General features: G+C 63.2%; 24 protein-coding genes. 2 read left to right on the forward strand and 22 right to left on the reverse strand.

Translation table 11 applies throughout. The annotated features are described in order from the left end of the window. Positions 1-31 precede the first annotated feature (31 nt). Positions 32-1,621, forward strand: coding sequence for a fatty-acid--CoA ligase FadD5 (gene fadD5 / locus DBV08_RS23065; RefSeq protein ID WP_124568957.1), 1,590 nt, complete (start codon positions 32-34; stop codon positions 1,619-1,621). 56 nt (positions 1,622-1,677) lie between these two features. Here fadD5 and DBV08_RS23070 read toward each other — a convergent pair whose 3' ends face one another. From DBV08_RS23070 to DBV08_RS23105, 8 genes are all read right to left on the reverse strand, one after another. Beyond that, positions 1,678-2,157 carry a nucleoside deaminase gene (locus DBV08_RS23070; protein ID WP_124568958.1) on the reverse strand — a complete coding sequence of 160 codons (480 nt, stop codon included), beginning with the start codon at positions 2,155-2,157 and terminating at the stop codon, positions 1,678-1,680. Positions 2,158-2,235: 78 nt separating this feature from the next. Continuing rightward, positions 2,236-4,779 carry an ATP-dependent Clp protease ATP-binding subunit gene (locus DBV08_RS23075; RefSeq protein WP_003945604.1) on the reverse strand — a complete coding sequence of 848 codons (2,544 nt, stop codon included), beginning with the start codon at positions 4,777-4,779 and terminating at the stop codon, positions 2,236-2,238. A 297-nt stretch (positions 4,780-5,076) separates the two neighbouring features. Further along, a complete protein-coding gene (locus DBV08_RS23080) occupies positions 5,077-5,967 on the reverse strand; it encodes an esterase/lipase family protein (protein ID WP_397487885.1) in 891 nt (296 codons plus the stop codon). A gap of 5 nt (positions 5,968-5,972) precedes the next feature. Further along, a complete protein-coding gene (locus DBV08_RS23085) occupies positions 5,973-6,914 on the reverse strand; it encodes a triacylglycerol lipase (RefSeq protein ID WP_124568959.1) in 942 nt (313 codons plus the stop codon). 105 nt (positions 6,915-7,019) lie between these two features. Continuing rightward, on the reverse strand, positions 7,020-7,358 hold the full coding sequence (locus tag DBV08_RS23090) for an Lsr2 family protein (RefSeq protein WP_166813291.1): 339 nt from the start codon (positions 7,356-7,358) through the stop codon (positions 7,020-7,022). A 406-nt stretch (positions 7,359-7,764) separates the two neighbouring features. Continuing rightward, entirely contained in the window at positions 7,765-9,276 is a 1,512-nt protein-coding gene (lysS, locus tag DBV08_RS23095; RefSeq protein WP_095970837.1) for a lysine--tRNA ligase, read from the reverse strand. An 11-nt stretch (positions 9,277-9,287) separates the two neighbouring features. Then, positions 9,288-9,791: a DUF1772 domain-containing protein gene (locus DBV08_RS23100; protein ID WP_124568961.1), complete on the reverse strand. Its 504-nt coding sequence runs from the start codon at positions 9,789-9,791 to the stop codon at positions 9,288-9,290. Further along, the gene (locus tag DBV08_RS23105; protein ID WP_124568962.1) at positions 9,788-10,621 is read right to left on the reverse strand and encodes an NAD(P)H-binding protein; all 834 of its coding nucleotides are present in this window, start codon (positions 10,619-10,621) and stop codon (positions 9,788-9,790) included. Before DBV08_RS23105 ends, DBV08_RS23100 begins: the two co-directional genes overlap by 4 nt. A gap of 80 nt (positions 10,622-10,701) precedes the next feature. Between DBV08_RS23105 and DBV08_RS23110 the strand changes: the two genes are divergently transcribed. After that, positions 10,702-11,661, forward strand: coding sequence for an AraC family transcriptional regulator (locus DBV08_RS23110; RefSeq protein WP_124568963.1), 960 nt, complete (start codon positions 10,702-10,704; stop codon positions 11,659-11,661). A 21-nt stretch (positions 11,662-11,682) separates the two neighbouring features. Here DBV08_RS23110 and DBV08_RS23115 read toward each other — a convergent pair whose 3' ends face one another. From DBV08_RS23115 to DBV08_RS23180, 14 genes are all read right to left on the reverse strand, one after another. Continuing rightward, positions 11,683-12,105, reverse strand: coding sequence for a rhodanese-like domain-containing protein (locus DBV08_RS23115; protein WP_003945445.1), 423 nt, complete (start codon positions 12,103-12,105; stop codon positions 11,683-11,685). Continuing rightward, positions 12,102-12,620: a cysteine dioxygenase family protein gene (locus DBV08_RS23120; protein ID WP_095970834.1), complete on the reverse strand. Its 519-nt coding sequence runs from the start codon at positions 12,618-12,620 to the stop codon at positions 12,102-12,104. Before DBV08_RS23120 ends, DBV08_RS23115 begins: the two co-directional genes overlap by 4 nt. A gap of 261 nt (positions 12,621-12,881) precedes the next feature. After that, entirely contained in the window at positions 12,882-13,697 is an 816-nt protein-coding gene (locus DBV08_RS23125; protein WP_095970833.1) for a type III pantothenate kinase, read from the reverse strand. Between the two features lie 3 nt (positions 13,698-13,700). Then, positions 13,701-14,147, reverse strand: a complete 447-nt coding sequence (gene panD, locus DBV08_RS23130) for an aspartate 1-decarboxylase (protein WP_003945761.1) — start codon at positions 14,145-14,147, stop codon at positions 13,701-13,703. A 27-nt stretch (positions 14,148-14,174) separates the two neighbouring features. Further along, on the reverse strand, positions 14,175-15,107 hold the full coding sequence (gene panC, locus DBV08_RS23135) for a pantoate--beta-alanine ligase (protein ID WP_185564832.1): 933 nt from the start codon (positions 15,105-15,107) through the stop codon (positions 14,175-14,177). Further along, positions 15,100-16,041 (reverse strand): Rossmann-like and DUF2520 domain-containing protein, encoded by a 942-nt coding sequence (locus DBV08_RS23140; RefSeq protein ID WP_124568965.1) that lies wholly within the window; start codon positions 16,039-16,041, stop codon positions 15,100-15,102. Before DBV08_RS23140 ends, panC begins: the two co-directional genes overlap by 8 nt. Positions 16,042-16,151: 110 nt before the next feature. Next, on the reverse strand, positions 16,152-17,243 hold the full coding sequence (locus DBV08_RS23145; protein WP_185564834.1) for a DUF6779 domain-containing protein: 1,092 nt from the start codon (positions 17,241-17,243) through the stop codon (positions 16,152-16,154). Positions 17,244-17,311: 68 nt separating this feature from the next. Further along, positions 17,312-17,779, reverse strand: coding sequence for a DUF3180 domain-containing protein (locus DBV08_RS23150; RefSeq protein ID WP_153213529.1), 468 nt, complete (start codon positions 17,777-17,779; stop codon positions 17,312-17,314). Between the two features lie 17 nt (positions 17,780-17,796). Further along, the gene (folK, locus tag DBV08_RS23155) at positions 17,797-18,300 is read right to left on the reverse strand and encodes a 2-amino-4-hydroxy-6-hydroxymethyldihydropteridine diphosphokinase (protein WP_124568966.1); all 504 of its coding nucleotides are present in this window, start codon (positions 18,298-18,300) and stop codon (positions 17,797-17,799) included. Further along, complete coding sequence (gene folB, locus DBV08_RS23160; RefSeq protein ID WP_003945780.1) at positions 18,297-18,662, reverse strand: dihydroneopterin aldolase; 366 nt, start codon at positions 18,660-18,662, stop codon at positions 18,297-18,299. Before folB ends, folK begins: the two co-directional genes overlap by 4 nt. A gap of 1 nt (position 18,663) precedes the next feature. Then, positions 18,664-19,524, reverse strand: a complete 861-nt coding sequence (folP, locus tag DBV08_RS23165) for a dihydropteroate synthase (protein WP_124569061.1) — start codon at positions 19,522-19,524, stop codon at positions 18,664-18,666. A 5-nt stretch (positions 19,525-19,529) separates the two neighbouring features. After that, on the reverse strand, positions 19,530-20,147 hold the full coding sequence (gene folE, locus DBV08_RS23170) for a GTP cyclohydrolase I FolE (RefSeq protein ID WP_019746783.1): 618 nt from the start codon (positions 20,145-20,147) through the stop codon (positions 19,530-19,532). A 59-nt stretch (positions 20,148-20,206) separates the two neighbouring features. Beyond that, complete coding sequence (gene ftsH, locus DBV08_RS23175) at positions 20,207-22,786, reverse strand: ATP-dependent zinc metalloprotease FtsH (protein ID WP_124568967.1); 2,580 nt, start codon at positions 22,784-22,786, stop codon at positions 20,207-20,209. 267 nt (positions 22,787-23,053) lie between these two features. Then, complete coding sequence (locus DBV08_RS23180) at positions 23,054-23,701, reverse strand: FadR/GntR family transcriptional regulator (RefSeq protein ID WP_124568968.1); 648 nt, start codon at positions 23,699-23,701, stop codon at positions 23,054-23,056. Positions 23,702-23,794 lie beyond the last annotated feature (93 nt).

The following is a 23,794-nucleotide window of genomic DNA, read 5'->3' on the forward strand; positions in this document are numbered from 1 at the left end:
ACAATCACCCACGCATGAGAGGAACCCATCGATGGCCTCCACCGATGCAGTCTCCGAGGCGCAGCGTTCGCGCCGCACCAACTGGAACAATCAGATCGCCAGGCATGCGCAGATGATTCCCGATCGCACCGCGCTGCGATTTTTGGGCAATTCCATCACCTGGAGCACTCTCGACACGCGCGTCGAGAAGCTGGCAGACGCCCTTGCTCGACGCGGTGTCAGCTTCGGCGACCGCGTGCTCATCCTGATGCTCAACCGCCCGGAATACCTCGAGGTCGTGCTCGCGACCAACGCGCTGGGCGCAATCGCTGTTCCGGTGAACTTCCGTCTGACGCCACCCGAGGTCGCTTATCTCGTCAACGACTCCGGCTCCAAAGTCATTGTCGCCGAGGGCCCCTTGGCTCCGCTGGCCAGCGCGGCTCGCGCCGCATCCGAGGGAATCGACATCTCCATCACCGTGGGCGCTGCCGCCGAGGGTGACAGCCTGAATTACGAGGACCTGATCAGCGAAGAGGGTGGGCAGCACGCGTTCGTCGACATCCCGGACGACACTCCTGCTCTGATCATGTACACCTCGGGAACCACCGGTCGCCCCAAGGGTTCGGTACTCTCCCACTCGAACCTGTCGTCGCAAGCATTGACCTGTATCCGGGCCTTCCACCTGTTCAACGCCGATTCCATCGGTTTCTGCGCGTCGCCCATGTTCCACATCGCAGCCCTCGGCTCCATCGCACCGAGCCTGCAACTCGGCACGACCACGGTGATCCACCCGGTCGGCGCATTCGACCCGGGCCAACTACTCGACATTCTCGAAGCCGAGAAGGTCACCAGCCTGTTCCTCGTGCCTGTGCAATGGCAGGCCGTGTGCGCAGTTCAGAAGGCACAACCTCGAGCACTGTCGCTGAAGAACATCTCGTGGGGTGCCGCGCCGTCGTCCGATACGATCCTGCGGGCAATGGCCGAAACCTTCCCCGACGCATTCAATGTCGCGGTCTTCGGTCAGACCGAAATGTCGCCCATCACTTGCGTTCTCGACGGCGAAGACGCAATTCGTAAGCTCGGATCGGTCGGTCGGGTCATTCCGACCATCTCCGCCAGGGTGGTCGACGAGAACATGGACGACGTGGCACCCGGTGAAATCGGGGAAATCGTCTACCGCGGACCCACGATGATGAGCGAGTACTGGAACAACCCCACCGCCACCGCAGACGCCTTCCACGGTGGATGGTTCCACTCCGGCGATCTCGTTCGAGTCGACGACGAAGGCTTCGTCTACGTCGTCGACCGCAAGAAGGACATGATCATCTCCGGCGGCGAGAACATCTACTGCGCCGAGGTGGAAAACGTTCTCTACGAACACGAATTGATCGTCGAAGCGGCCGTCGTCGGTCGCCCCGACGCCAAGTGGGGTGAGGTGCCGGTCGCGATCGTCGCAATGGCGCCGGGTTCAGCCGTTGACCTGACCATCGAAGAGCTGAGCGTCTTCCTCAACGATCGTCTCGCGCGCTACAAGCACCCGAAGGACATCGTCGTCGTGGAAGCGCTCCCACGCAACGCAAGCGGCAAGGTCGTCAAGGGTGAACTGCGAGAGAAGGTTCGAGCAGTCGACGCCGTTTCCTGACTCGACATGAAACGGGCGGCACCTCCAGCGAGGTGCCGCCCGTTCGTGTGCGTCCTTCACGTGCTCTGCGAATGCAACTTCCGATGCAGTTCTCGTACCTGTGGAACCAACTCCGGAACCGGACCTTCGACCGGGATGTTCGGCGCAACCTCGTTGACGGACAGAGACTTCACCGGCGCCGGAGCCACACCCCACTCCGCGAGCCAGTCGCCGAGTTGGGCCGAAGAGCAGATGTAGACGATCCGTCCCAGTCCCACCCACGCGTGCGCTGCCGAACACATCGCGCAGTGCTCACCCGAGGTGAATACCGTTGCCGTCGAACGCTCTTCCGGCGTCAGGTACTGAGCCGCCCACCGCGCCAGCTCGAATTCGGGGTGACGAGTGTTGTCGCCGCCCGCGATTCTGTTTCGATCCTCCGCCAGAAAGGTTCCGTCGGCCGCTGCCAGGACGGAACCGAAAGGTTCGTCGCCGGCATCCAATGCTTCCGTTGCCAATTCGACGCAACGACGCAGGTGACCCAGTTCGATGTCGTTCATGTGTACGCCCTCTCCCGTGATACACGAAACGGGCGGCACCGGTGAGGTGCCGCCCGTTTCGTTACTTGCTCTGCTGTACTACTCTGCTGCGCTTTCGCTTTCGCCGGCCTTGGTCAGCTCGATCGGCGGTGCGTCCGGCACGTCGATCGGCTTCTTGGTAGGCGTGAACGTGAACTTCGCGTCCTCGCCCGAGCCTTCGCCGTCCCAGTTCTCGACGTCGACGAGCACGATGTGACCCGGTCCGATCTCTCCGAAGAGGATCTTCTCGGACATCTGGTCCTCGATCTCGCGCTGGATGGTGCGACGCAGCGGTCGTGCACCCAGTACCGGATCGAATCCGCGCTTGGCCAGAAGCGACTTGGCCTTGTCGGTGACCTCCATGGCCATGTCCTTGTTCTTGAGTGCCGCCTCGACGCGAGCGAGCATCAGGTCGACCATCTGAACGATCTGCTCGTTCGTGAGCTGATGGAAGACGACGATGTCGTCGATACGGTTCAAGAACTCGGGACGGAAGTGCTTCTTCAGCTCGTCGTGAACCTTGAGCTTCATGCGCTCGTAGTTCGACTCCGTGCCCGTTCCCGAGCTGAAGCCCAGGCCGACTGCCTTGGAGATGTCCGACGTACCGAGGTTGGACGTGAAGATCAGCACCGTGTTCTTGAAGTCGACGGTACGTCCCTGACCGTCGGTGAGACGGCCGTCCTCGAGCACCTGCAGGAGGGTGTTGTAGATCTCCTGGTGTGCCTTCTCGATCTCGTCGAACAGCACAACGCTGAACGGCTTGCGGCGCACCTTCTCGGTGAGCTGGCCGCCCTCTTCGTATCCGACGTACCCGGGAGGGGCACCGAACAGACGCGACGCGGTGAAGCGGTCGTGGAACTCGCCCATGTCGATCTGGATCAGAGCGTCGTCGTCACCGAACAGGAAGTTGGCGAGCGACTTCGCGAGCTCGGTCTTACCGACACCGGACGGGCCGGCGAAGATGAACGAGCCCGAGGGACGCTTGGGATCCTTCAGACCTGCACGCGTACGACGGATCGCCTTCGAGACGGACTTGACTGCCTCTTCCTGGCCGATGATCCGCTTGTGCAGTTCCTCTTCCATGCGGAGCAGACGAGTGGTCTCCTCCTCGGTGAGCTTGAAGACGGGGATGCCGGTCCAGTTGCCCAGAACCTCGGCGATCTGCTCGTCGTCGACCTCGGCGATGACGTCCAGGTCTCCCGCACGCCACTGCTTCTCACGCTCAGCGCGCTGAGCAACGAGGGTCTTCTCCTTGTCACGCAGGTTCGCGGCCTTCTCGAAGTCCTGCGCGTCGATCGCGGACTCCTTCTCGCGACGCGCGTCGGCGATGCGATCGTCGAATTCGCGCAAGTCCGGCGGTGCAGTCATCCGACGGATGCGCATTCGCGCGCCCGCCTCGTCGATGAGGTCGATCGCCTTGTCCGGCAAGAAGCGGTCGTTGATGTAGCGGTCGGCCAGCGTCGCCGCTGCCACCAGAGCACCGTCCGTGATGGACACACGGTGGTGAGCCTCGTAGCGGTCACGAAGACCCTTGAGGATCTCGATGGTGTGTTCGACGGTCGGCTCGCCCACCTGGACGGGCTGGAAACGACGCTCGAGAGCGGCATCCTTCTCGATGTACTTGCGGTACTCGTCGAGAGTGGTGGCACCGATGGTCTGCAGCTCACCACGGGCGAGCTTGGGCTTGAGGATGGAGGCCGCGTCGATAGCGCCCTCGGCCGCGCCCGCACCCACGAGGGTGTGCAGCTCGTCGATGAACAGGATGATGTCGCCGCGGGTGTTGATCTCCTTGAGAACCTTCTTCAGGCGCTCTTCGAAGTCACCGCGGTAACGGCTGCCGGCCACGAGCGACCCGAGGTCGAGCGTGTACAGCTGCTTGTCCTTGAGGGTCTCGGGGACCTCGCCGTTGACGATTGCCTGAGCCAGGCCCTCGACCACAGCGGTCTTACCGACACCGGGTTCACCGATGAGAACCGGGTTGTTCTTGGTACGACGCGAGAGAACCTGCATGACGCGCTCGATTTCCTTCGAGCGGCCGATGACCGGGTCCAGCTTGCCTTCGAGGGCAGCTTGCGTCAGGTTGCGACCGAACTGGTCGAGCACGAGCGAGGTAGACGGCGTGCCGGCCTCTCCGCGGGTGCCACCGGTTTCGGTGGGCTCCTTGCCCTGGTAGCCCGACAGCAGCTGGATGACCTGCTGGCGGACGCGGTTGAGATCGGCACCGAGCTTGACCAGAACCTGGGCTGCCACGCCCTCACCCTCACGGATGAGACCGAGCAGGATGTGCTCCGTACCGATGTAGTTGTGTCCGAGCTGCAGCGCTTCGCGCAGACTCAGCTCGAGGACTTTCTTGGCGCGCGGTGTGAAGGGGATGTGACCGGACGGAGCCTGCTGGCCCTGGCCGATGATCTCCTCGACCTGGCTGCGGACTCCCTCGAGGGAGATACCCAACGACTCCAACGACTTGGCTGCAACACCTTCGCCCTCGTGAATGAGGCCGAGAAGGATGTGCTCCGTGCCGATGTAGTTGTGGTTGAGCATCCTGGCTTCTTCTTGAGCCAGGACAACAACGCGCCGCGCGCGATCGGTGAACCTCTCGAACATCGCTCTCCCTCACACTCTCCGGCGGGCAGGTTCGAGACCGGATGTCTCGTCCCTGGTCGCCGCGTTTCGCTCCGGCACTACAGACTGATCGCCTCGCCGGTCAGCGGACTGACGTCCACGAATCGACAAAGGTTGCACGACCCCACTTATTACTCTAGAGGGCGCGAAGTCCACCTGCTGCTCCTCCACCCGATTGGCGGCGGAAGCCGGACTGCTTACCGTTCACAACGTCGCAGCTGAGGGAATCGTTTCCCGGTTCCTGTACGCCTGAAGCGAACAGCGATTTTCGACGCCTGATCAGCCGAATATCGGGAGTACCCGAGTGCACGGCACCTCACGCGGATTCGACGGATCCAGCGCGTTGAGCGTCAGAGTCGCCGTTCGCGCCGACGCCACCAACGCGATGTGATCCGACAGGTCCTGTTCGCAGCCGTCCTGAACAACTATGTTCGACGCATTCGACGCGGCCAGTATTCCGCTGCTGTACGGAACGACTACTTGATCGAATCGGGTCACGATGTTGGTGTACTCGACGTCATCGGAGTAGACGCCCGCGTCGCGCAGTTCGGTCACGAAGGTGGCGTTGTCGAAATCCGGTCCGCCGACGCCTTCCGGAGGGCCGACCTCCGAGCCGTCCCACAACGGAGCGATGGAGACGATCTTGGAAACCTTCGCGTCGCCGCCGAGGAACTTGGCGTAGTACGCACTGACCGTCGTCCCTTGGGAGTGTCCGATCAGGTCCACCTTCGAGCTACCGGTCGCGGTAAGGACTTGGTCGACGAACTCCGCCAACTGCCCTGCGCTGTCTCCGAGTGGTGCGAGGCCGCCGGCTGCGGAAATCGGCCACGGCTGGTCCGTTCGATTCCCGAAGGTGAGCGCGAAAACGCAGTACCCCTCGTTGGCCAGCACGGGTGCGAGTACGCCCCAATTTGTCTGACGGTTGGCCGCCGTCCCGTGCACCAGAACGACGGGATCAGGATGAGCAGCGGAAGGCCTGCACGAGAAGTCGTTGGTGCCGGGGGCCGATCCGCCCGGGTTGGTCGCTTCGAGGGCGATTCCACTGAAGAAACCGAACGGAACGGGAAGAGGTTCGTTCGCCGACGCAAGCGGTGTGGCGGTCGCAGCTACGACTCCGGCCAGAGCGAGAGCGCCCACGCATGTTCGAATCCCCACCGAAGGCCTCCACATGTTGCTCAACCCACGACGGGCAATACCGAGTTGCACGGTACCGGCCGCTGGTGCGCGGGGTCGAGTGCATTGAGAGCAAAAGTCGCAGCGCGCAGCGATGCCGCGATGGCGAGGTGATCGGAGATGTCTTGCTCACAACCGTCCTGGACGACGATGTTGGTGGCGTTGGGCCCGGGCTCCAGTCCGTTTGTGTACGGCAGCACCAGTTCGTCGTAGCGCGTCGTGATGTTCGTGTAGTGAACGCCCGGCGCGTAAACGCCTCCCGCACGGAGATTTTCGATGAACTCCGAACCGGCCCCCATGTTCAGACACGCCTTGCAGATCGGGAATCCGGCCTGCGCTGCCTCGGATACTCCGAGTTCGCGAAGGCTGCGGCCGATACTTGCCTGCTCGTTTCCGAGCGTCCCCTTCCACAGCGACGCCACCGAGACGATGTTGTCCACTTTGTCGGCACCGCCGAGGAACTTCGCGTAGTACCCGTTGATGATGGTGCCCTGCGAATGTCCGATCAGATCTACCGACGTTGCGCCCGTGGCACCCAGTACTTGATCGACGAATTTCGACAATTGTGCTGCGCTGGAGGGAATTTCCTGCATTCCACCGATGGCCGACAACGGCCATGGCTGCTCGGGGAAGTTGCCGTACGTCAGCGCGAAGACGCAGTAGCCCTCGTTGGCGAGCAACGGCGCATAGGTGGCCCAGTTGGTCTGCCTGTTTCCACCCGTTCCGTGAACGAGCACAACCGGATTGGGATGTTCGGCAGTCGGTTTACACGAAAAGTCATTGGATCCGGGAGCTGAACCGCCAGGATTTCCCAACTCCTGAGGAACTCCTGCGAGGAATGCATTGGGCACGGGCAACGGAGCCTGAGCCGACGCCACGGAACTGAACCCGATGAGCATCACCGCGGCAAGAACCGCTCCCCCGAACAACCTGATTCTGCGCACGACCGACTCCTCTACGAGAGATGCGAACCGTGCAGACGCTAACAAACTAGAACGCGTTATCAATCCGTTTCGGCAAAATGCGCCCGAATCCATTCGCGATCCATTTCAGACGGCCTTTTCGTAGGCTCGGCGCACCTCGGTCGAAATACGACCGCGGGCCGAAATCTCGAAGCCGGCACCCTTGGCCCATTCGCGGATGGCGGCACTCTGATCGCGGTCGGCAACTGGGCGAGACTTGGCCACCGATCCGTTGGCCGATTTTGCGGAATTCGACTTTCTCGCATGGGGAATCCACTTTTTCAGTGCATCGCGCAGTTCCGCGGCGTTGGCGGCGGTGAGATCGATTTCGTACGCAACTCCGTCGACGGAAAACTCGACAGTTTCGTCAGCGGGCGATTTCTTGTCCAGATCGTCAACCATCGTGACGACAACCTTTTTCACCACGACCATTCCTCCCCAGATCCTTCGATAAGCAGCGACAATAGCACCTGGACAAACGTCCTGTCTTGGCTCGTCCGGATGATTGGGACTGATCGCCGCCGGGTATGCCAGTCGACTTGTCTTGTGAAAAGGACAGTGCCGATACGCTCCTTGCGACGCATTGGGGAATGCATGCAGCGGGGGGATCATGACAGAAGACGGCACGAGAAAACACCTCTTCCGAGTCCCACTTCGAATCGGGAACTACGATGCGCTGAACGCGCAGAGCCCGAAGCTACGGCAGAACTCCGTCACCGCTCAGAGCGGCGGCGGGCGAATATCGTCGGGAACAAATCGAATCCCTCGGGAGCGCCCCAACTGAAAAAGGTTCGGCCGCAACGTGTGCGGCCGAACCCTGATCGAAGTGAATCTAGCGAGCGGACGGACGGACGATCGGGAAGAGGATCGTCTCGCGAATACCGAGACCCGTCAAAGCCATCAGCAGTCGATCGATTCCCATGCCGGTGCCGGTGGTCGGCGGCATGCCCTGTTCCATCGCGGCGAGGAACTCCTCGTCCAGCACCATCGCTTCGTCGTCGCCGGCCGACGCGAGGCGCGCCTGGTCGACAAAACGCTCACGCTGGATGACCGGGTCGACAAGTTCGGAGTAGCCGGTCGCCAACTCGAATCCGCGGATGTACAGGTCCCACTTCTCGGTGACACCCTTCTTGCTGCGGTGATCTCGGGTCAGGGGCGACGTCTCGACCGGGAAGTCGCGGACGAACGTCGGCACGTACAGCTGATCGCCGCACTGGTGCTCCCACAGTTCCTCGACGAGCTTGCCGTGGCCATAACCCTTGTCCTTGGGAATCTCGAGGCCGACCTTCTCCGCCAAAGCAAGAAGCTCGTCGACCGTCGTATCCGGGGTGACCTCGGTGCCGATGGCCGCCGACAACGACGGGTACATCTCGAGAACCTGCCACTCGCCGCTGACGTCGTACTCGGTACCGTCGGCGAGGGTGAGGACCTGCGTGCCGAACGCTTCCTGCGCAACTTCCTGGACGAGCTCACGAATCATCTTCGCGGAATCGTCGTACGTGCCGTAGGCCTCGTACGTCTCGAGCATCGCGAACTCGGGAGAGTGGGTGGAGTCGACGCCCTCGTTGCGGAAGTTGCGGTTGATCTCGAAGACCTTCTCGATGCCGCCGACAACGCAACGCTTGAGAAACAGTTCCGGCGCGATACGCAGGTACAGGTCGATGTCGAGGGCGTTCGAGTGCGTGACGAACGGGCGAGCTGCCGCGCCGCCGTGCAGCGTCTGCAGCATCGGCGTCTCGACCTCGAGGAAGCCGCGGCTCTCGAGCGCATTGCGCAGCGCGCGGACGACAGCGACGCGCTTGCGGGCGTTGTCACGAGCCTCGGGGCGAACGATCAGATCCGCGTAGCGCTGACGCACCCGGGACTCTTCGCTCATTTCCTTGTGCGCAACCGGCAGGGGGCGCAGCGACTTGGATGCGATCTGCCAGGCGTCGGCCATCACGCTGAGCTCGCCGCGACGGGAGCTGATGACCTCGCCGTGGATGAAGACGAAGTCACCGAGGTCGACGTCGGACTTCCAGGCAGCCAGTGCCTCTTCGCCGACACCGGCGAGGCTGATCATGGCCTGCAGCTGGGTGCCGTCGCCCTCTTGCAGAGTCGCGAAGCACAGCTTGCCGGTGTTGCGCATGAAGATGACGCGGCCGACGACGCCGACCAGCACACCAGTCGCCGTGTCCGGCTCGAGCTCCGGATACTCCGCGCGGATCTGCGCAAGCGTGTGGGTGCGATCGACCGAAACCGGGTACGCCTCCTGCCCCTGCGCGAGGATCCGTTCACGCTTTTCGCGCCGGATACGGAGCTGCTCGGGGGTGTCGTCGACTGGCTGGGCTTCTACATCACTCACGGGGTACAAGACTACTGGGCCGTGTCCACCGCGTTTGTTGCTGGTAGCACCGCGGCCACCGCGAGCACGATTCCCGACAGGAGGTACAGCGCAACCCTGACGTGATTCCACATCGTCCACCCCGCCTCGTACGACGCCCATGCGGCTGCGTCGGTAGCGCTCACCGAGGCAAAAGCGTCGTTACGCGGGACGTGGTAAATCGCGGTCACCGCGAAGGAAACAAGGACGCCGACGCAACCGACGACCACGAGCACCCAACCGTTCGGCCTGGAGATCGATGCCCAGATTCCAGCGGACAGTGCAGTCAGCGCGGATCCGATGAGCGGCAGCATCAAGGCACTGCGCGGTGCTTCGACGTTGATCGCCTGCATCGACGTGATCGCGGTATGAGTGTCCACCGATCGCAGGGCGGGCATCACAAAGGAAGAGAAAGCAAACAACGCACCACCGGCGACGAGCGCGCCGAGCGCAGTCACGCCGACCAGCAGCTCCAGAATGACCTCGGACTTCTTCATGACCAAACCCCCGTTCGAGCGACCTCGGCGGCAAATGTGGTGAAATCTCGAGCGGGCCTGTCCAGGACCTCTTCGACCACTCCGGTCACGCTTTGATTCCGTCCGTCGAGAACCTCGGCGAACAGGTACGTGAGCAACTCCACGACGTCGCTCGGGATGCCGACTTCCGTCATACTGTCGGAAAATTGTTGCAGTCCAATTCTTTCGAACTCCACCGCGCGACCCGACGCCGTCGAAATCGCCTCAACGGCCTCCGCGAAAGTGAGTAACTCCGGACCTGTCACCTCGAGGACTCGGCCGAGGAGTTCGGTTCGAGTCAACGCGGCCACCGCCACGTCAGCGAGATCGTCGACGTCGATGAACGGCTCCCCCACCCCACCTGTCGGAAGTGCCAGGTGGCCTTCTCGAATCGGGTCGAGCAGATACCCTTCACTGAAATTCTGGGCAAACCAACTGGCCCGCACCACAGCCCATTCCAGGCCACTGTCGGCCAGTACCCGCTCGGCCTTCTGCGCTGCCGGTTCACCCCGACCGGACAGGAGCACCATTCGCCTGACGCCTTCGCGATACGCGAGATTCGCCAACTCCTCGATGTGCGTGCTCGATTCCGGCACCGCAAGATCCGGCGCATACGCCACGTATGCCGCGTCGACACCGGACACAGCGGGCTGCCACGTCGTCTGATCGTTCCACTCGAAAAGCGTCCCGGAGGTTCTCGACGCGATTCGGGTCCGCACGCCCGCCGCGGTGAGCCTGTGAGCCACGCGCGCACCGGTCTTGCCGGTACCACCGATCACTACTGCCGATTGAATGTCACCTGTTGTAGTCATGTCTTCATTCGACCGCGCGACGTCAATACGATCCATAGTCGAAGGTCGTAAAAACATACGCCAGCGTCTACCGTCGAATCATGGATGCATTGTCGATGATGCTGGCCGGATCGCGGGCGGAGGGCGCTTTTCTGCTGCGCTCGTTGCTCGATCCACCGTGGTCGTTGCGTATCGAAGACCATGCACCCGTCACCGTGCTGGTTCTGGTTCGCGGCACCGCAGTCGTCGTCTCCGACACCGGCCAGACCGAGAATCTCGAGGCCGGCGACGTGGCACTTCTGCGCGGCCCCGATCCGTATACAGTCGCCGATCAGCCCGGCACCCCGGTTCACGTACTCATCGACGAAGCGCAGAACTGCGCCGCGGTCGACGGCTCACCACTCGAGGACATGTCAGTGCTCGGGGTTCGCACGTGGGGCAACTCGACGAGCGGCGAAACCGTCATGCTCACGGGCACATATCGTTTGGACTCCTACGTCAGCCGCCAGATCCTCGACAGCCTGACGCCCGTCGCGGTGGTCCGAGGCAGCATCGAAACTGCGCCGATGACAACACTTCTGGAACAACAGATCGCCTCCGATGGGCCAGGGCAGGAAGTCTTGTTGGACCGACTCCTGGACCTTGTCCTGATCTCGGCGGTCCGTACGTGGTTCACCGAGAATCCGGATCGATCACCGCGATGGATCAAGGCATACGAGGATCCCGTCATCGGGCATGCCTTGCGGCTCATACACAATCGGCCGGAACATCCCTGGACGGTCGCGAGTTTGGCTCAGGAAGCCGGCAGTTCGCGAGCAGCTTTCGCTCGCCGATTCACCAACCTCATGGGCATCGGGCCGGTTGGTTATCTGACTGAATGGCGTATGTCCGTGGCCGCGGATCTGCTCGCAGACCCGGCACGAACGGTGTCGTCGATCGCCCGAGAAGTCGGTTACTCGAGCCCCTTCGCCCTCACGACGGCCTTCACCCGCCATCACGGAGTGAGTCCGAAGATCTATCGCCAGACCTGCTGTGCGCCTTTATTAACCGCCCGCGGTTAATAAAGGCGCACAGCAAACGGGTCAGTGAGCGGAAACAGCGGCCAACTCGCGGGAGCAATGACGCACTCCGCTGAGCGCACCGAGCAAACCTGCAGCCTTGATCGCCTGGTATCCGCCCACCAGATCGGTGGCCTTGTGCAGGCCGAGCTGCTGCAACGACGCTGCGGCCAGGCTCGAGGTGTAGCCCTCGGAGCAGACGATGACCCACTCGACGTCGTGGTCGGTAGCCAGCGCGAGGTGCGCGCTGCTGGTGGGGTCGAGGCGCCACTCGAGCACGTTCCGCTCGATCGCGAGTGCGCCGGGGAGAGTTCCCTCGATGGCGCGCTGCGCCTGCGGACGAATGTCGACGAAGATTGCTCCGCGGTGAAAGGCTTCGGTGAGCTGAAAGACGTACATACGATCGATCTGTGCGCGAGCGTCGTCGAGCATTTGGTCGATGGTCATTTGGTGCCCCCCTCGGGCAGGTCGGTCAGCTCGGTACGGGTGCGGCGAAGCGTCCGGTGATCCGTCACTTCGTAGTAGGACATTGCGGTCAGCGGCGGCGAGTAAGCATGAACACTCAGAGTCGGTGCATCAGAGCTGATTTCGACCGGAGCGCCGGGAGCATCCGTCGAACGCACGACATCGTGAACCCATCCGAGCGGGAACGAAGCCTGATCGCCGGCGTCGAGCTGGCGTTCCACCAGGGCGTCACCGGCCCAACGGAATTCGGTGAGAGAACCGCTGAGGACAGTCAATGCGCCGAACGAGCCTGCGTGGTCGTGCAATTCGGTATTGCGTTCGGGTACCCAGCTGATGAGCCACACATCGACGTCGTCGTCCGCGTGCAAGCGGGTGGACCAACGGTCGAGCGTCGGGAAGGCATCGGGGATGAGGTGATCGAAACGGCCGTCGAGCACGCCGTTCGCTCCCTCGTCGGTCAGTCGCAGCAAATCGGCCGGGCGAAGGCGGGTGGGCAACGACGCACCACTCGGACGACGTCCAGACGCCCCACGATTAGAGCTACGACCTGCGGAAACAGCACGGTCAGCAGTAAGAGTCGGGGCCAAAACAGAGAGATCTGCAGAATATGTGGATAGCACGAGCTAGCTCCAAGGAATGTGAATTGGTCAAGGCAGCGGTCAGCCTCGACAACACTCCTGAGCACCCATGCAGCGATTCACGAGCACCATTGTGGCACAACTTTCGCAATCGCGAAACTGCTGGAACGAAACCATCGATCAGGCGACCGGTCGTCGACCGGATCCACGACGCGCCTGATTGCGCTCGAAGACCAACCTCAGCCCCTCGAGAGTGAGGTCCCGTTCGAGGTGATCGATAGTGTCGGATTCGGGGATGATCAGCGGCGCGCTGTCCCCCGTTGCGATCACGGAGACGTCGTCACCACCGAACTCCGGCAGTTCGTCGCGTACGCGGTTGACCAATCCGTCAACGAGGCCGGCAAAGCCGAATACCGCGCCGGACTGCATGCATTCGACAGTGTTCTTGCCGACCACCGAACGCGGGCGCACCAATTCGACCTTGCGCAGCGCAGCGGACTGCGACGCCAAGGCATCGGTCGAGATCTCGAGTCCGGGCGCAATGCAGCCGCCCAGAAACTCACCCTTGGCGGAAACGACGTCGACACAGGTCGATGTACCGAAGTCCACGACAATGCACGGACCCTCGTAAAGATGGTGCGCGGCAAGACTGTTGACGATCCGGTCAGCTCCCACCTCTTTGGGGTTGTCCACCAGCAGCGGCACACCGGTGCGAATACCCGGTTCGACCACCACATGGGGAACGTGACCCCAGTACCGCTCCAGCATCACGCGGATTTCACGCAAGACGGACGGCACTGTCGACAGCGCCGCAACGCCGGTGATCTGATCGACATGGGTACCCAACAGCCCACGGAAGGTCAACGCCAACTCGTCGGCAGTCATCCGAGGGTCGGTTCGCATTCGCCAGTCCTGCAACAGCTTCGAATACTCGCCAGTCCCGGAAAACAATCCCAGAACGATATTGGTGTTCCGCACGTCGACCGTGAGCAGCATGGGTTACACCAGGCTGGATTCGCGCGAGGCCTCGAGTGTCGACAGCATGCGCGGGGTGATCAGACCCGAACCCTCCGGCGCGTGAGCCGGGTCGGAGCCGAGTTCGATCTGCTTGTTGTCGGCATCGACGAACACGACGCGCGGGGAGTACTCCTTGACTTCCTGCTCGTTCATCACGCCGTAGGCGATGAGGATGACCAGGTCACCCGGCTTGACCAGATGCGCTGCCGCACCGTTGATTCCGATGACACCAGTGCCGCGCTCGCCGGCGATGACGTACGTCTCGAGACGCGCACCGTTGTCGATGTCGACGATGCACACCTGTTCGCCTTCGAGGAGATCTGCGGCGTCCATCAGATCCTGATCGACGGTGACGGAACCGACGTAATGCAGGTCGGCGTGAGTCACTGTGGCGCGGTGGATCTTCGACTTCATCATCGTGCGAAACATATCCAGGTCCTTACTCGTGAAAAGTGCTCAGTGAGACAGCAGGTCGTCGATGGCGTCGGCGGATGGGTCGGTGTCACGCTCGAGGAATCCGGTTCCCACCGCGACACCGACGTTGTCGATCAAACGGGTGGTTCCGAGCTTGGCGGCCACCAACAGCCGGCCGTCACCTCGCTCGGGCGCGGGGCCCAGATCTACGCCCCGCACCTCGAGGTAGTCGACCTCGATTTCCGGAACAGCTGCCAGAACAGCGCGTGCGGTTTCCAGAATTGCTTCCGCGCCCCCGGCCGCCGCGTGCGCACCGGCGATCAGAGCTGCGGACAGCGCGACCGCTGCGGTGCGCTGGCTCTCGTCGAGGTAGCGGTTGCGAGAGGACAACGCGAGGCCGTCGAACTCGCGGACCGTCGGAACTCCGATGATCTGTACGTCGAAGTTGAGATCCCACACCATCTGACGGATGAGCGTCAGCTGCTGGTAGTCCTTCTCACCGAAGTAGGCGTGATTGGGTGCCGCGATCTGCAGCAGCTTCGCCACAACCGTCAGCATTCCTGCGAAGTGCGTCGGGCGTGCGCCGCCTTCGAGTTCGCTGCCCAACGGCCCGGGCACGATGGTGGTGCGCTGACCACGCGGGTACATCGTCTTGACGCTCGGCGCGAACACCAATTCGACGCCCTCGGCGCGAAGCAGGTCGAGATCCGCATCGAGAGTGCGTGGGTACGCGTCCAAGTCTTCGCCGGCACCGAACTGCAGCGGGTTCACGAAGATGGAAACGATCACGACCGCGCCGGTGACCTTGGCCTGACGAACCAGTTCGATGTGGCCGGCGTGCAGCGCACCCATCGTCGGAACGAGCGCCACCTGACGCCCGACACCGCGCAGTGCCCGCGAGACGCGCCGAAGCTTGTCCGGATCGTGGTGCACCGTCAGTTCGCCGCGCTTGTATCCGCCCTGCAGATCACTCACGACGGTCACCTCCCGTTTCAGTCAAGATGTCGAACAATTCGGTGGGGGCGCCCACCCGCTGGGCCGATCGCAAGGACATCGCTCGATAGCCGGCAGCGAGCTCCGGATCCAGGTCTGTCAGTACGCGCAAATGTGTGTCGACGGCAGCAGCGTCACCGCGTGCCACCGGGCCGGTCAACGCCGAGGGACCGCGTCGTAGCGCGTTGTCCAAGGCCGCCGACAGCAGCGGCTGCAGGACACGCTCGGCCACCCCACCCGGATCTCCGTCGACCAACTGCTGACCGAGCAGCTCGTCACCCTGCAACGACGCTCGCAGCGCCTCGACGGCGTCGACCACGAGCGTGACCAGGTGATTACTGCCGTGCGCCAGTGCCGCGTGGTACAGCGCGCGGTTCTCCTCGCGTACTCGGACGGGCTCGCCGCCGATTTCGAGAACCAGTGACTGCGCGATCGCGTATCCGATGTCGTCGGCAGCAGTGATTCCGAAGCATGCCGACGACAGACGCGCAGTGTCCTCGTCGTGACCGGTGAACGTCATCGCCGGATGGATGGCCAAGGGCAGCGCGCCCAGTTCGGTCAGCGGGGCCAGGATCGCGATGCCGTTGGCACCGGACGTATGGGCGACGAGCGTGCCCGGCTTGACGGCCTGGGTGGCCGCGAGACCTCGAACAAGATCCGCAAGCTGGTCGTCAGGAACGGCGAGAATCAGCAGCTCGGAGCGAGCTGCGACGTCGGCAGCCGGAAGAATTTCGGTATCGGGAAGCCGCTTCACAGCGCGGGCGACCGAGGCGCTGGAGACGGCGGAGCAAGCGCTGACAACATGACCGGCTCGCTCCAATGCGGCACCGACAGCTGTTCCGACCCGGCCTGCGGAGACAATTCCTACCGTCAATCGCGCAGGTGCAGGTCCATTAGTGATCCCGAAGGAAGTCACCGGATTCCTCTCGTTCGTTCCAGTCCCGCTCGGCGGGTACCAGACGTTCTGCGTCCGAGGATATCCTTCGCCCGAACCGTCATGCCATGGCCGGGCGAGTGATCTGCGACTCAGTCCTCTCGGCGACGACGTCGACCGGAGCCTTCGGACGGATTGTTCGAACTCAGGTTTGCCATGATTTCGGCGACGGTCAATCCGTTGGAATGAGCACCGCTGGCGGCATCCTCCGGGGCAGCACGGCGACGACGGCGCGGCTCGGCATCAGGCTCCGCAGCGGATTCGGGTTCACCTTCCGCGACAACTTCGGGGACAACCTCGAGCATCTCTTCGACGACAGCGTCTTCTATGACGGCGTCTTCGATCTTCGGGGCCTGGGTGGGAGCCTTGACTTCAGGCTCGACCGGCGCGACCGGCGCCGGATCCTTCTTCACCGGAACGTCTTTCACCGTTCGTGACGGCGAGGAACTCACCGGAGAACTCGGTGCTTGGTTCCCGCTCTGGGGCTTCTGCGTTTCTTGCGACTTCTGCGTCGGAATGACGCGCGGCGCCACGAAGCTGCTGTCACGCCACGACGTCTCCGCGAACACGACGGTCGTCTCAGCGGTCACCGGATCGTCGTTGGGCGACGCCAAGCCGCCGACGTTCGGTGTCGGTTGGCTGGGTCCGCTCTGGCCGGCGCCGGGAACGTACAACCCCGACGGTGCCGGCTGGTACGCGCCGTACGAACTACCGCCGAGTTCCGGCACTCGCGTCGAATCGGTCTTGAGCGCGGTCTGTTCGGGCAGCAGCCCACCTTCGAACAGTGCTTCGAGGTTTCGGCGCAGCGCTACCAATTCGGCGCGCAACCCGGCCAGCTCCTCCGCGTCCGCGGTCACCTCACGTCGCACGCGACCTTCGACGCTCAGTTCGTACTCGCGTCGAGCAGAAATTTCACGTTCGAGCTGCAGTTCGTACACGGTCTGCAGATCGGCAACCTTGGCTTTGTCCAGTGCCGACTCACGCCGATACTTGGTCATGGCGATAGCGCCGAGGGTGGCTGCCCACAGAGCGACGACCAGACCCACCCGAAGAAGCTGAACGCTGTTGCTGAAAATCAGAAACAGCGAAGCAATGACAGCAAGTGCCAGAAGAGCAGCAATGATCATCTGGCTCGCGCTGCGCTTGCTTCGGCGCGCAGACTTCGATCGACCAGAATTTGTCATGGTTGCCAGGGTACTTGCCGAGACCGGGGTCGCCACGTACCTCGGTGGGTGATTTGCCGACCAGGCTGTCAGTGCGCAGGCTCGTCAGGTGTATCTTCCGGCGTCTTGCAACAATGTTCGAGCCACAGAGCTGCCGCTACCAGCGCAATTGCGGCGCCCAACCCCACCCACGCGCCCGGCGTGTCGGAGGCTGCAGCCTGCAGAACCGAGCGCTGTGGGATGAGATACACCAGCACTCCGACCCAGACACCGACGGTAGCTGAACCGACCAAAGCGGATGCTTTGGCCAATGCCAGCGCTCGGGCGGCGGTGATCGGATGAAGCTGTCTGAGCCCGTCGCCGACCTGCCGGTTTTTGACGCGTGAACGAATGACAAAAGCGAAGACGGCCTCGGCAACGGCCACGAAGTACAGCGACGCTCCCGCATAAACAGGGATGGGCGGCATCGAACCGTAGAACACGCGAATCAGAATCCAGGTGGCCACGGCCGCCACTGCGGCGAGTACCGCGAGTTCACTGATCCGGGTCGGCTTCAAACCCTTGTCGTTTTCGGTCACCGCGCAAGCACCACATCGGTAGTGCGGACACCTTCGCGCTCAGTGCGATCGAGGCCGTCGAGAATTTGTGCCACCGGCAACTTCTGGCCGTCGACGATCAGCGTCGCGTCAGGCTCGACGTCCAGCCAGGGAACGAGCACGAATGCCCGAAGATGCGCGCGCGGATGCGGAAGTGTGAGCACGAGATCGGAACTGACGACGCCTTCGCAGTCGACTACGTCCACGTCCAGGCTCCGTGGCCCCCACCGCTGTTCACGCACCCGGTCTGCGGCTTCCTCGAGAGCTTGCGACCGGCGAAGCCACTCAGCGGCGTCGGCCTCGGGATCGTCGACCACCACCACCGCGTTGAAGAAATCCTGCTGCTCGACGCCACCCCACGGCGCCGTCGAGTAGACCGGTGAGACAGCAACGACAGCGCTGCCCAGACCGTCGACAACGGACTGCAGGTGAGCCACGCTGTCGCCGATGTTGGAACCGATCGACAGAACAGCGCGCGTCATGCCGATCTGGTCCGATGTGCGACGACGGCAACGTCCGCAAAGACCAGCGGAATCGGTGCCGACGGTTTGTGGACCACGACCTCGACGCTCTCGACCCGAGAATCCTTCATGACGTCGTCCGCGATCTCCGCAGCGACGGTCTCGATGAGATCGCGCGACGGGCCGGCGACGATGGCTGCGGCGGCCTCCGCCAACTCGCCGTAGTGCAGAGTCTGAGTCAGGTCGTCCGACGCTGCGGCTGGAGCCAGGTCCATCCACACGGTGATGTCGATGAAGAAGTCCTGACCGTCACGCTTCTCGTGGTCGAACACTCCGTGGTTGCCGCGAACCTTCAGCCCGCGCAATTCGATTCGGTCCCCCATGTCAGGCCCTTTCTCGTCCACGGTTCCAGGCGTCGACCACGGCAATGGCGTCGAGCGAAGCTTGTGCGTCGTGCACCCGAACTCCCCAGGCGCCTTCGCGCGCTGCAAGGGCGGAGACCACGGCCGTCGCAGTCTCGCGCCCACCGGGCGGACGGGGATTGCCGTCGGGATCGCTGAGCAGAGACCCGAGGAAACGCTTGCGGGAGGCTCCGACGAGCACCGGGAATCCGGTCGCGTTGAACTCGGGTAGTGCTCGCAACAGTGCCCAGTTGTGGTCGGCGTTCTTCGCGAACCCGAGGCCGGGGTCGAGGATGATCGACGACGAATCGACACCTGCCTTCAACGCCAGATCGACCTGCGACAGCAGTTCGTCACGGACGTCGCGGACCACGTCGTCGTACTGATCGGCGCTGCCGCGGTGGACGTAGTCACCGGCCGAGCGCCAATGCATGAGAATCCAGGGCACTCCGGCGTCGGCCACAACGGATGCCATGTCGGGGTCTGCGCGACCACCCGATACGTCGTTGACGATCCCTGCACCCGCTTCGATCGCGGCGGCGGCGACGGAAGCGCGCATCGTGTCGACACTGACGCGGATTCCTGCTGCCACGAGTTCTTCGATCACCGGCGCAATTCGGTCCGCCTCGAGTTTCGGATCGACGCGGGTGGCTCCCGGGCGCGTCGACTCGCCGCCGACGTCGACGATGTCGACGCCTATGCGTTGCAGTTCGAGCCCGCGAGCGATCGCCGCGTCACGATCGAGAAATTGACCACCGTCGGAAAACGAATCGGCGGTGACGTTCAGAATCCCCATCACGACCATCCGGGCCGGATCGCTGCCTGCAACGGGAGCCGCGGACATCTCGCTCACTTACGCAGGATGAGGTCCAGCGCTTCGGACCGTGAGGCCGCGCTGGATTGCAGGAGCCCACGAACCGCAGACGTGGTCGTGCTGGCTCCGGGCTTGCGGATACCGCGCATCGCCATGCAGAGATGCTCGGCTTCGATGACGACGATGGCTCCACGGGGGTCGAGCTTGCGCATCAACGCATCCGCGATCTGACTGGTCAGGCGTTCTTGAACCTGCGGACGCTTGGCGTACAGATCGACGACGCGCGCGAGCTTCGACAAACCGGTGACCTTGCCCGACTTTCCCGGGATGTAGCCGACGTGGGCGACGCCGTGGAAGGACACCAGGTGGTGCTCGCACGTCGAGAACATCGGAATGTCTCGCACAAGCACCAATTCCTGGTGACCCTCGTCGAAAGTCGTGTTCAACGCGTCGTCGGGCTCGGAGTACAGACCCGCGAAGATCTCCTTGTACGAGCGCGCAACCCGGGCCGGCGTGTCGAGCAGGCCTGGGCGCTCCGGATCTTCACCGACCGCGATCAACAATTCCCGTACGGCAGCCTCTGCCCGCGCCTGATCGAACGGGCGGCCCGTTCCGAGCGACACCAGTTCACTGGCCACATCATTCACCGACAACCGAACTCTCCTCGAGAATTGTTCACAGGTCCCCCGCCGCAGAGCCTAGTGGCGCAGGGTCAGCGAGATCCGTCCGGTCCGTCCCAGCGAGCGGTGCTCGGGCCGTCGTCCTCAGCCGAATGATGCGGCGGCGGAGTCTGCGGTTGTTCCGGCGTGGGGCTCTGCCACTGGTTTTCGCCTGACGGGTTTCCCCGATTCGGATCGGCGAAGGGTCCACCGTCCGGGTACTGCACCGGGTAATCGGGCTGCGCGGGGTAACGGCGGCCGGGATGCGGCTGCTCCGGGTACGCCTGCTGGCCCGGATGCGGCTGACCGTACTGCCCCTGATCGGGCTGGGGCTGACCGTGTTGGGGCTGTCCGTGTTGGGGCTGTCCGTACTGGCCCTGCGACTGGTTCGGCGGGGTCGGATTCTGTCCACCGGTGTATCCACCCGACTGCTGTCCGGGGTACGTCGGAGACGGATTCTCACGCGGAGGCCAACCCGGTGCCGACCATCCGGCGGGCGCTCCGTAGTCCGGTGTTCCCGGTTGCGGCGTCTGCTGCGGAGCACTCGGCTGTGGGTACGAAGGCTGTGCGTAGCCGTTGGAAGGTCCCTGGTTGCCGTTGTTGGGGAGACCACCGTTGTTGGGGACACCACCGTTGGGGGCACCGCTGTTGGGTGCGCCTGCCTTGACGAGAACAGGTGCGGCAGCGGGCTCCGGCCAGGTCTCGCCGCGCTCGATTGCGAGTTCGCGCGGAGTCTTCACCGGCGGACGATCCGAAGGCGTACGCCCACCGAAATCGTTGAAAGCCGTGATGCGCGGACGCTTTTCGACGCCGGCAAGGATCTTCTCGAGGTCCTTGCGAGTCAACGTCTCACGCTCGAGCAGTTCGGTAGCGATGAGGTCGAGCGCATCGCGGTACTCGTTGAGGATTGCCCACGCTTCGGTGTGCGCTGCCTCGATGAGGTTGCGCACCTCTTCGTCGATTTCGCGGGCGATCTCGTGGGAGTAGTCGGACTGGACGCCCATCGAACGGCCGAGGAACGGATCCCCGCCCTCCTGTCCGTAGCGAACTGCGCCGAGCTTGGCGCTCATGCCGTATTCGGTGACCATTGCGCGGGCGATCTTGGTCGCCATGTCGATATCGGACGACGCTCCGGTGGTGGGCTCGTGGAACACGAGCTCCTCGGCGGCGCGTCCACCCATTGCCATGACGAGACGAGCGATCATCTCCGAACGCGTCATCAAACCCTTGTCGTCCTCGGGCACCGTCATCGCGTGACCGCCGGTGCGACCGCGAGCGAGGATCGTGACCTTGTAGACCGGCTCGATGTCAGGCATCGCCCAAGCAGCCAGCGTGTGACCGCCCTCGTGGTACGCCGTGATCTTCTTCTCGTGCTCGCTGATGATGCGACTCTTACGCCGCGGTCCACCGACAACACGGTCCACCGATTCCTCGAGCGAAGCTTCGGTGATGACGGTCCCGTTTTCGCGTGCGGTGAGCAGCGCAGCCTCGTTGATGACGTTCGCAAGATCGGCACCCGACATGCCGACGGTCCGCTTGGCGAGACCTTCGAGGTCGGCGTTGGGATCGATCGGCTTGCCCTGCGAGTGCACGCGCAAGATCGCGCGGCGACCGGCGAGGTCGGGGGCCCCGACCGGAATCTGGCGATCGAAGCGGCCCGGACGCAGCAGTGCGGGATCCAGGATGTCGGGGCGGTTGGTTGCGGCGATCAAGATGATGCCGGTGCGATCACCGAAGCCGTCCATCTCGACGAGCAACTGGTTGAGTGTCTGCTCACGCTCGTCGTGTCCGCCGCCCAGGCCTGCTCCGCGCTGACGACCGACGGCGTCGATCTCGTCGACGAAGATGATGCAGGGGCTGTTCTGCTTGGCCTGCTCGAACATGTCGCGAACGCGCGAAGCACCGACACCGACGAACATCTCGACGAAGTCAGAACCGGAGATGGTGAAGAACGGGACGCCGGCTTCGCCTGCGACAGCGCGAGCGAGCAGCGTCTTACCGGTTCCGGGAGGGCCGTACAGCAGCACACCGCGCGGAATCTTGGCGCCGAGCGCCTGGTAGCGAGCCGGGTTCTGCAGGAAGTCCTTGATCTCGTACAGCTCTTCGACAGCCTCGTCCGCACCGGCGACGTCGGCGAACGTGGTTTTCGGCATGTCCTTGGTGAGCTGCTTGGCCTTCGACTTACCGAATCCCATGACTCCGCCGCGACCACCGCCGCCCTGCATCCGGTTCATGACGAAGAAGAAGATGCCGAACAGAATGATCATCGGCAGCACGAACAGAAGGATCGACGTCAGCCAACTCTCCTGAGTGACCGTCGTGTTGAACTTGTCCGCTCCGGCGCCTTCGACCTTGTCGAAGATCTGCTCCGACGCACTCGCGGGGTACTTCGCCAGGATCTGCGTCTTACCGTCGGTGGCGTCGTTGCCGTTCTTGAGCCACAGACGAACCTGCTGCTCACGGTCGTCGATCTGCGCCGACGCAACGTTCTTGGCGTCGAGTTGGGAGATCGCGACCGAGGTGTCGACGGTCTTGAAGTCGCGGGTGTCGTTGCTGAAGTAGCTGAAGGCATAGATCACCAACAGCACGACGGCTACGAGTAGCACGTTACGGAACACAGTCTTACGGTTCATACAGGTCGGCCGATGTGGCCGGTCCTTTCGAGAGTGCGGGTCTGCCAGGTCGCCTTCCGGCTGCCAACCGGACACCTGCAGGTTACCGCGATCGGCCCCATCGATGCCCGCCAGCAGCCGTGCCGCTTGGTCGGAACGGTCGTCACTGTGTTCAACGTGCGTATTGCCGATCAGGTTCCCGGGCTATGTCGCAGCACAGTTTCCCGTGAGCGAACACGCTCACAGTGGTTATCGTGCGCTTTCCCGACGCTTGTCCGTCGTTATTCGTCAGGCCGTGTCGGAGAGGATTCCCGCAACAGCGTCAGCGGCGCCCGACGGGTCACCGTCGATGATGCGGTGTGCGAGCTGATCGAGCCGCGCAGACAGCCGAGCCGAGGACTCGGGCACGTCCGCCTGCTGGGCGATAGTGTCGTCGAGATCGGCCAACAAGCCACCTCCGGCCAGGTGCCGGACGCAGCGCCATGTCTCGGCGAAGTTTCTCGCGGTCCCGTCGTCGGTCAGCATCGCGACCCGCAGCGCAGCGTTGGGATTCGACGCCGCAGCGCGAGCCAGGCCGGCCATGATCGCTTCCCTGGCTGCAGTCAGTTCGTCGACGGTTCGGTCTTGCAACCGCACTCCCGAGTCCGCAGAGCGGCTCGCGTCGGGCGTCGGAGCTTCGCGAATCACTGCACCGTTGCCGTGCTGGATCTCGACTCGGCCCCGGATCTCGAGGGCAACGAGCGCTTGAGCCAGCGACGCGCGACTCACGCCGAGTTCGGCAGCCAGGCTGCGTTCGGGAGGAAGCCGATCGCCGGGCGAAAGACCTTGAGCCTCGATGAAATTCGAGATGTGCTCGGCCAACTGCTCGTACAGACGCGGACGCTTCAATCGTCCGGGCAGGCCCGAGCGCGAGCCGGGCGATGACGTCGAATTCATGCCTCGGAGTGTACTTGACAAATGGCGCAGTGGCAGAGAGGCTAGGCCAATTCCAAGTGATGCAGACCACAAGCTGGTCGCGAACGGATTGAG

This window comes from Rhodococcus sp. KBW08, from assembly GCF_003852455.1.
GTDB lineage: Bacteria > Actinomycetota > Actinomycetes > Mycobacteriales > Mycobacteriaceae > Rhodococcus_F > Rhodococcus_F baikonurensis.

Bases quoted from the DNA above. Each gene is read 5' to 3' on its own strand.
- fadD5 (WP_124568957.1), top strand. From the start codon at position 32: ATGGCCTCCACCGATGCAGTCTCCGAGGCGCAGCGTTCGCGCCGCACC.
- DBV08_RS23070 (WP_124568958.1), bottom strand. From the start codon at position 2,157: ATGAACGACATCGAACTGGGTCACCTGCGTCGTTGCGTCGAATTGGCA.
- DBV08_RS23075 (WP_003945604.1), bottom strand. From the start codon at position 4,779: ATGTTCGAGAGGTTCACCGATCGCGCGCGGCGCGTTGTTGTCCTGGCT.
- DBV08_RS23080 (WP_397487885.1), bottom strand. From the start codon at position 5,967: ATGTGGAGGCCTTCGGTGGGGATTCGAACATGCGTGGGCGCTCTCGCT.
- DBV08_RS23100 (WP_124568961.1), bottom strand. From the start codon at position 9,791: ATGAAGAAGTCCGAGGTCATTCTGGAGCTGCTGGTCGGCGTGACTGCG.
- DBV08_RS23105 (WP_124568962.1), bottom strand. From the start codon at position 10,621: ATGACTACAACAGGTGACATTCAATCGGCAGTAGTGATCGGTGGTACC.
- DBV08_RS23110 (WP_124568963.1), top strand. From the start codon at position 10,702: ATGGATGCATTGTCGATGATGCTGGCCGGATCGCGGGCGGAGGGCGCT.
- DBV08_RS23115 (WP_003945445.1), bottom strand. From the start codon at position 12,105: ATGACCATCGACCAAATGCTCGACGACGCTCGCGCACAGATCGATCGT.
- DBV08_RS23125 (WP_095970833.1), bottom strand. From the start codon at position 13,697: ATGCTGCTCACGGTCGACGTGCGGAACACCAATATCGTTCTGGGATTG.
- panD (WP_003945761.1), bottom strand. From the start codon at position 14,147: ATGTTTCGCACGATGATGAAGTCGAAGATCCACCGCGCCACAGTGACT.
- DBV08_RS23145 (WP_185564834.1), bottom strand. From the start codon at position 17,243: ATGACAAATTCTGGTCGATCGAAGTCTGCGCGCCGAAGCAAGCGCAGC.
- folK (WP_124568966.1), bottom strand. From the start codon at position 18,300: ATGACGCGCGCTGTTCTGTCGATCGGTTCCAACATCGGCGACAGCGTG.
- folB (WP_003945780.1), bottom strand. From the start codon at position 18,662: ATGGGGGACCGAATCGAATTGCGCGGGCTGAAGGTTCGCGGCAACCAC.
- folP (WP_124569061.1), bottom strand. From the start codon at position 19,524: ATGTCCGCGGCTCCCGTTGCAGGCAGCGATCCGGCCCGGATGGTCGTG.
- ftsH (WP_124568967.1), bottom strand. From the start codon at position 22,786: ATGAACCGTAAGACTGTGTTCCGTAACGTGCTACTCGTAGCCGTCGTG.
- DBV08_RS23180 (WP_124568968.1), bottom strand. From the start codon at position 23,701: ATGAATTCGACGTCATCGCCCGGCTCGCGCTCGGGCCTGCCCGGACGA.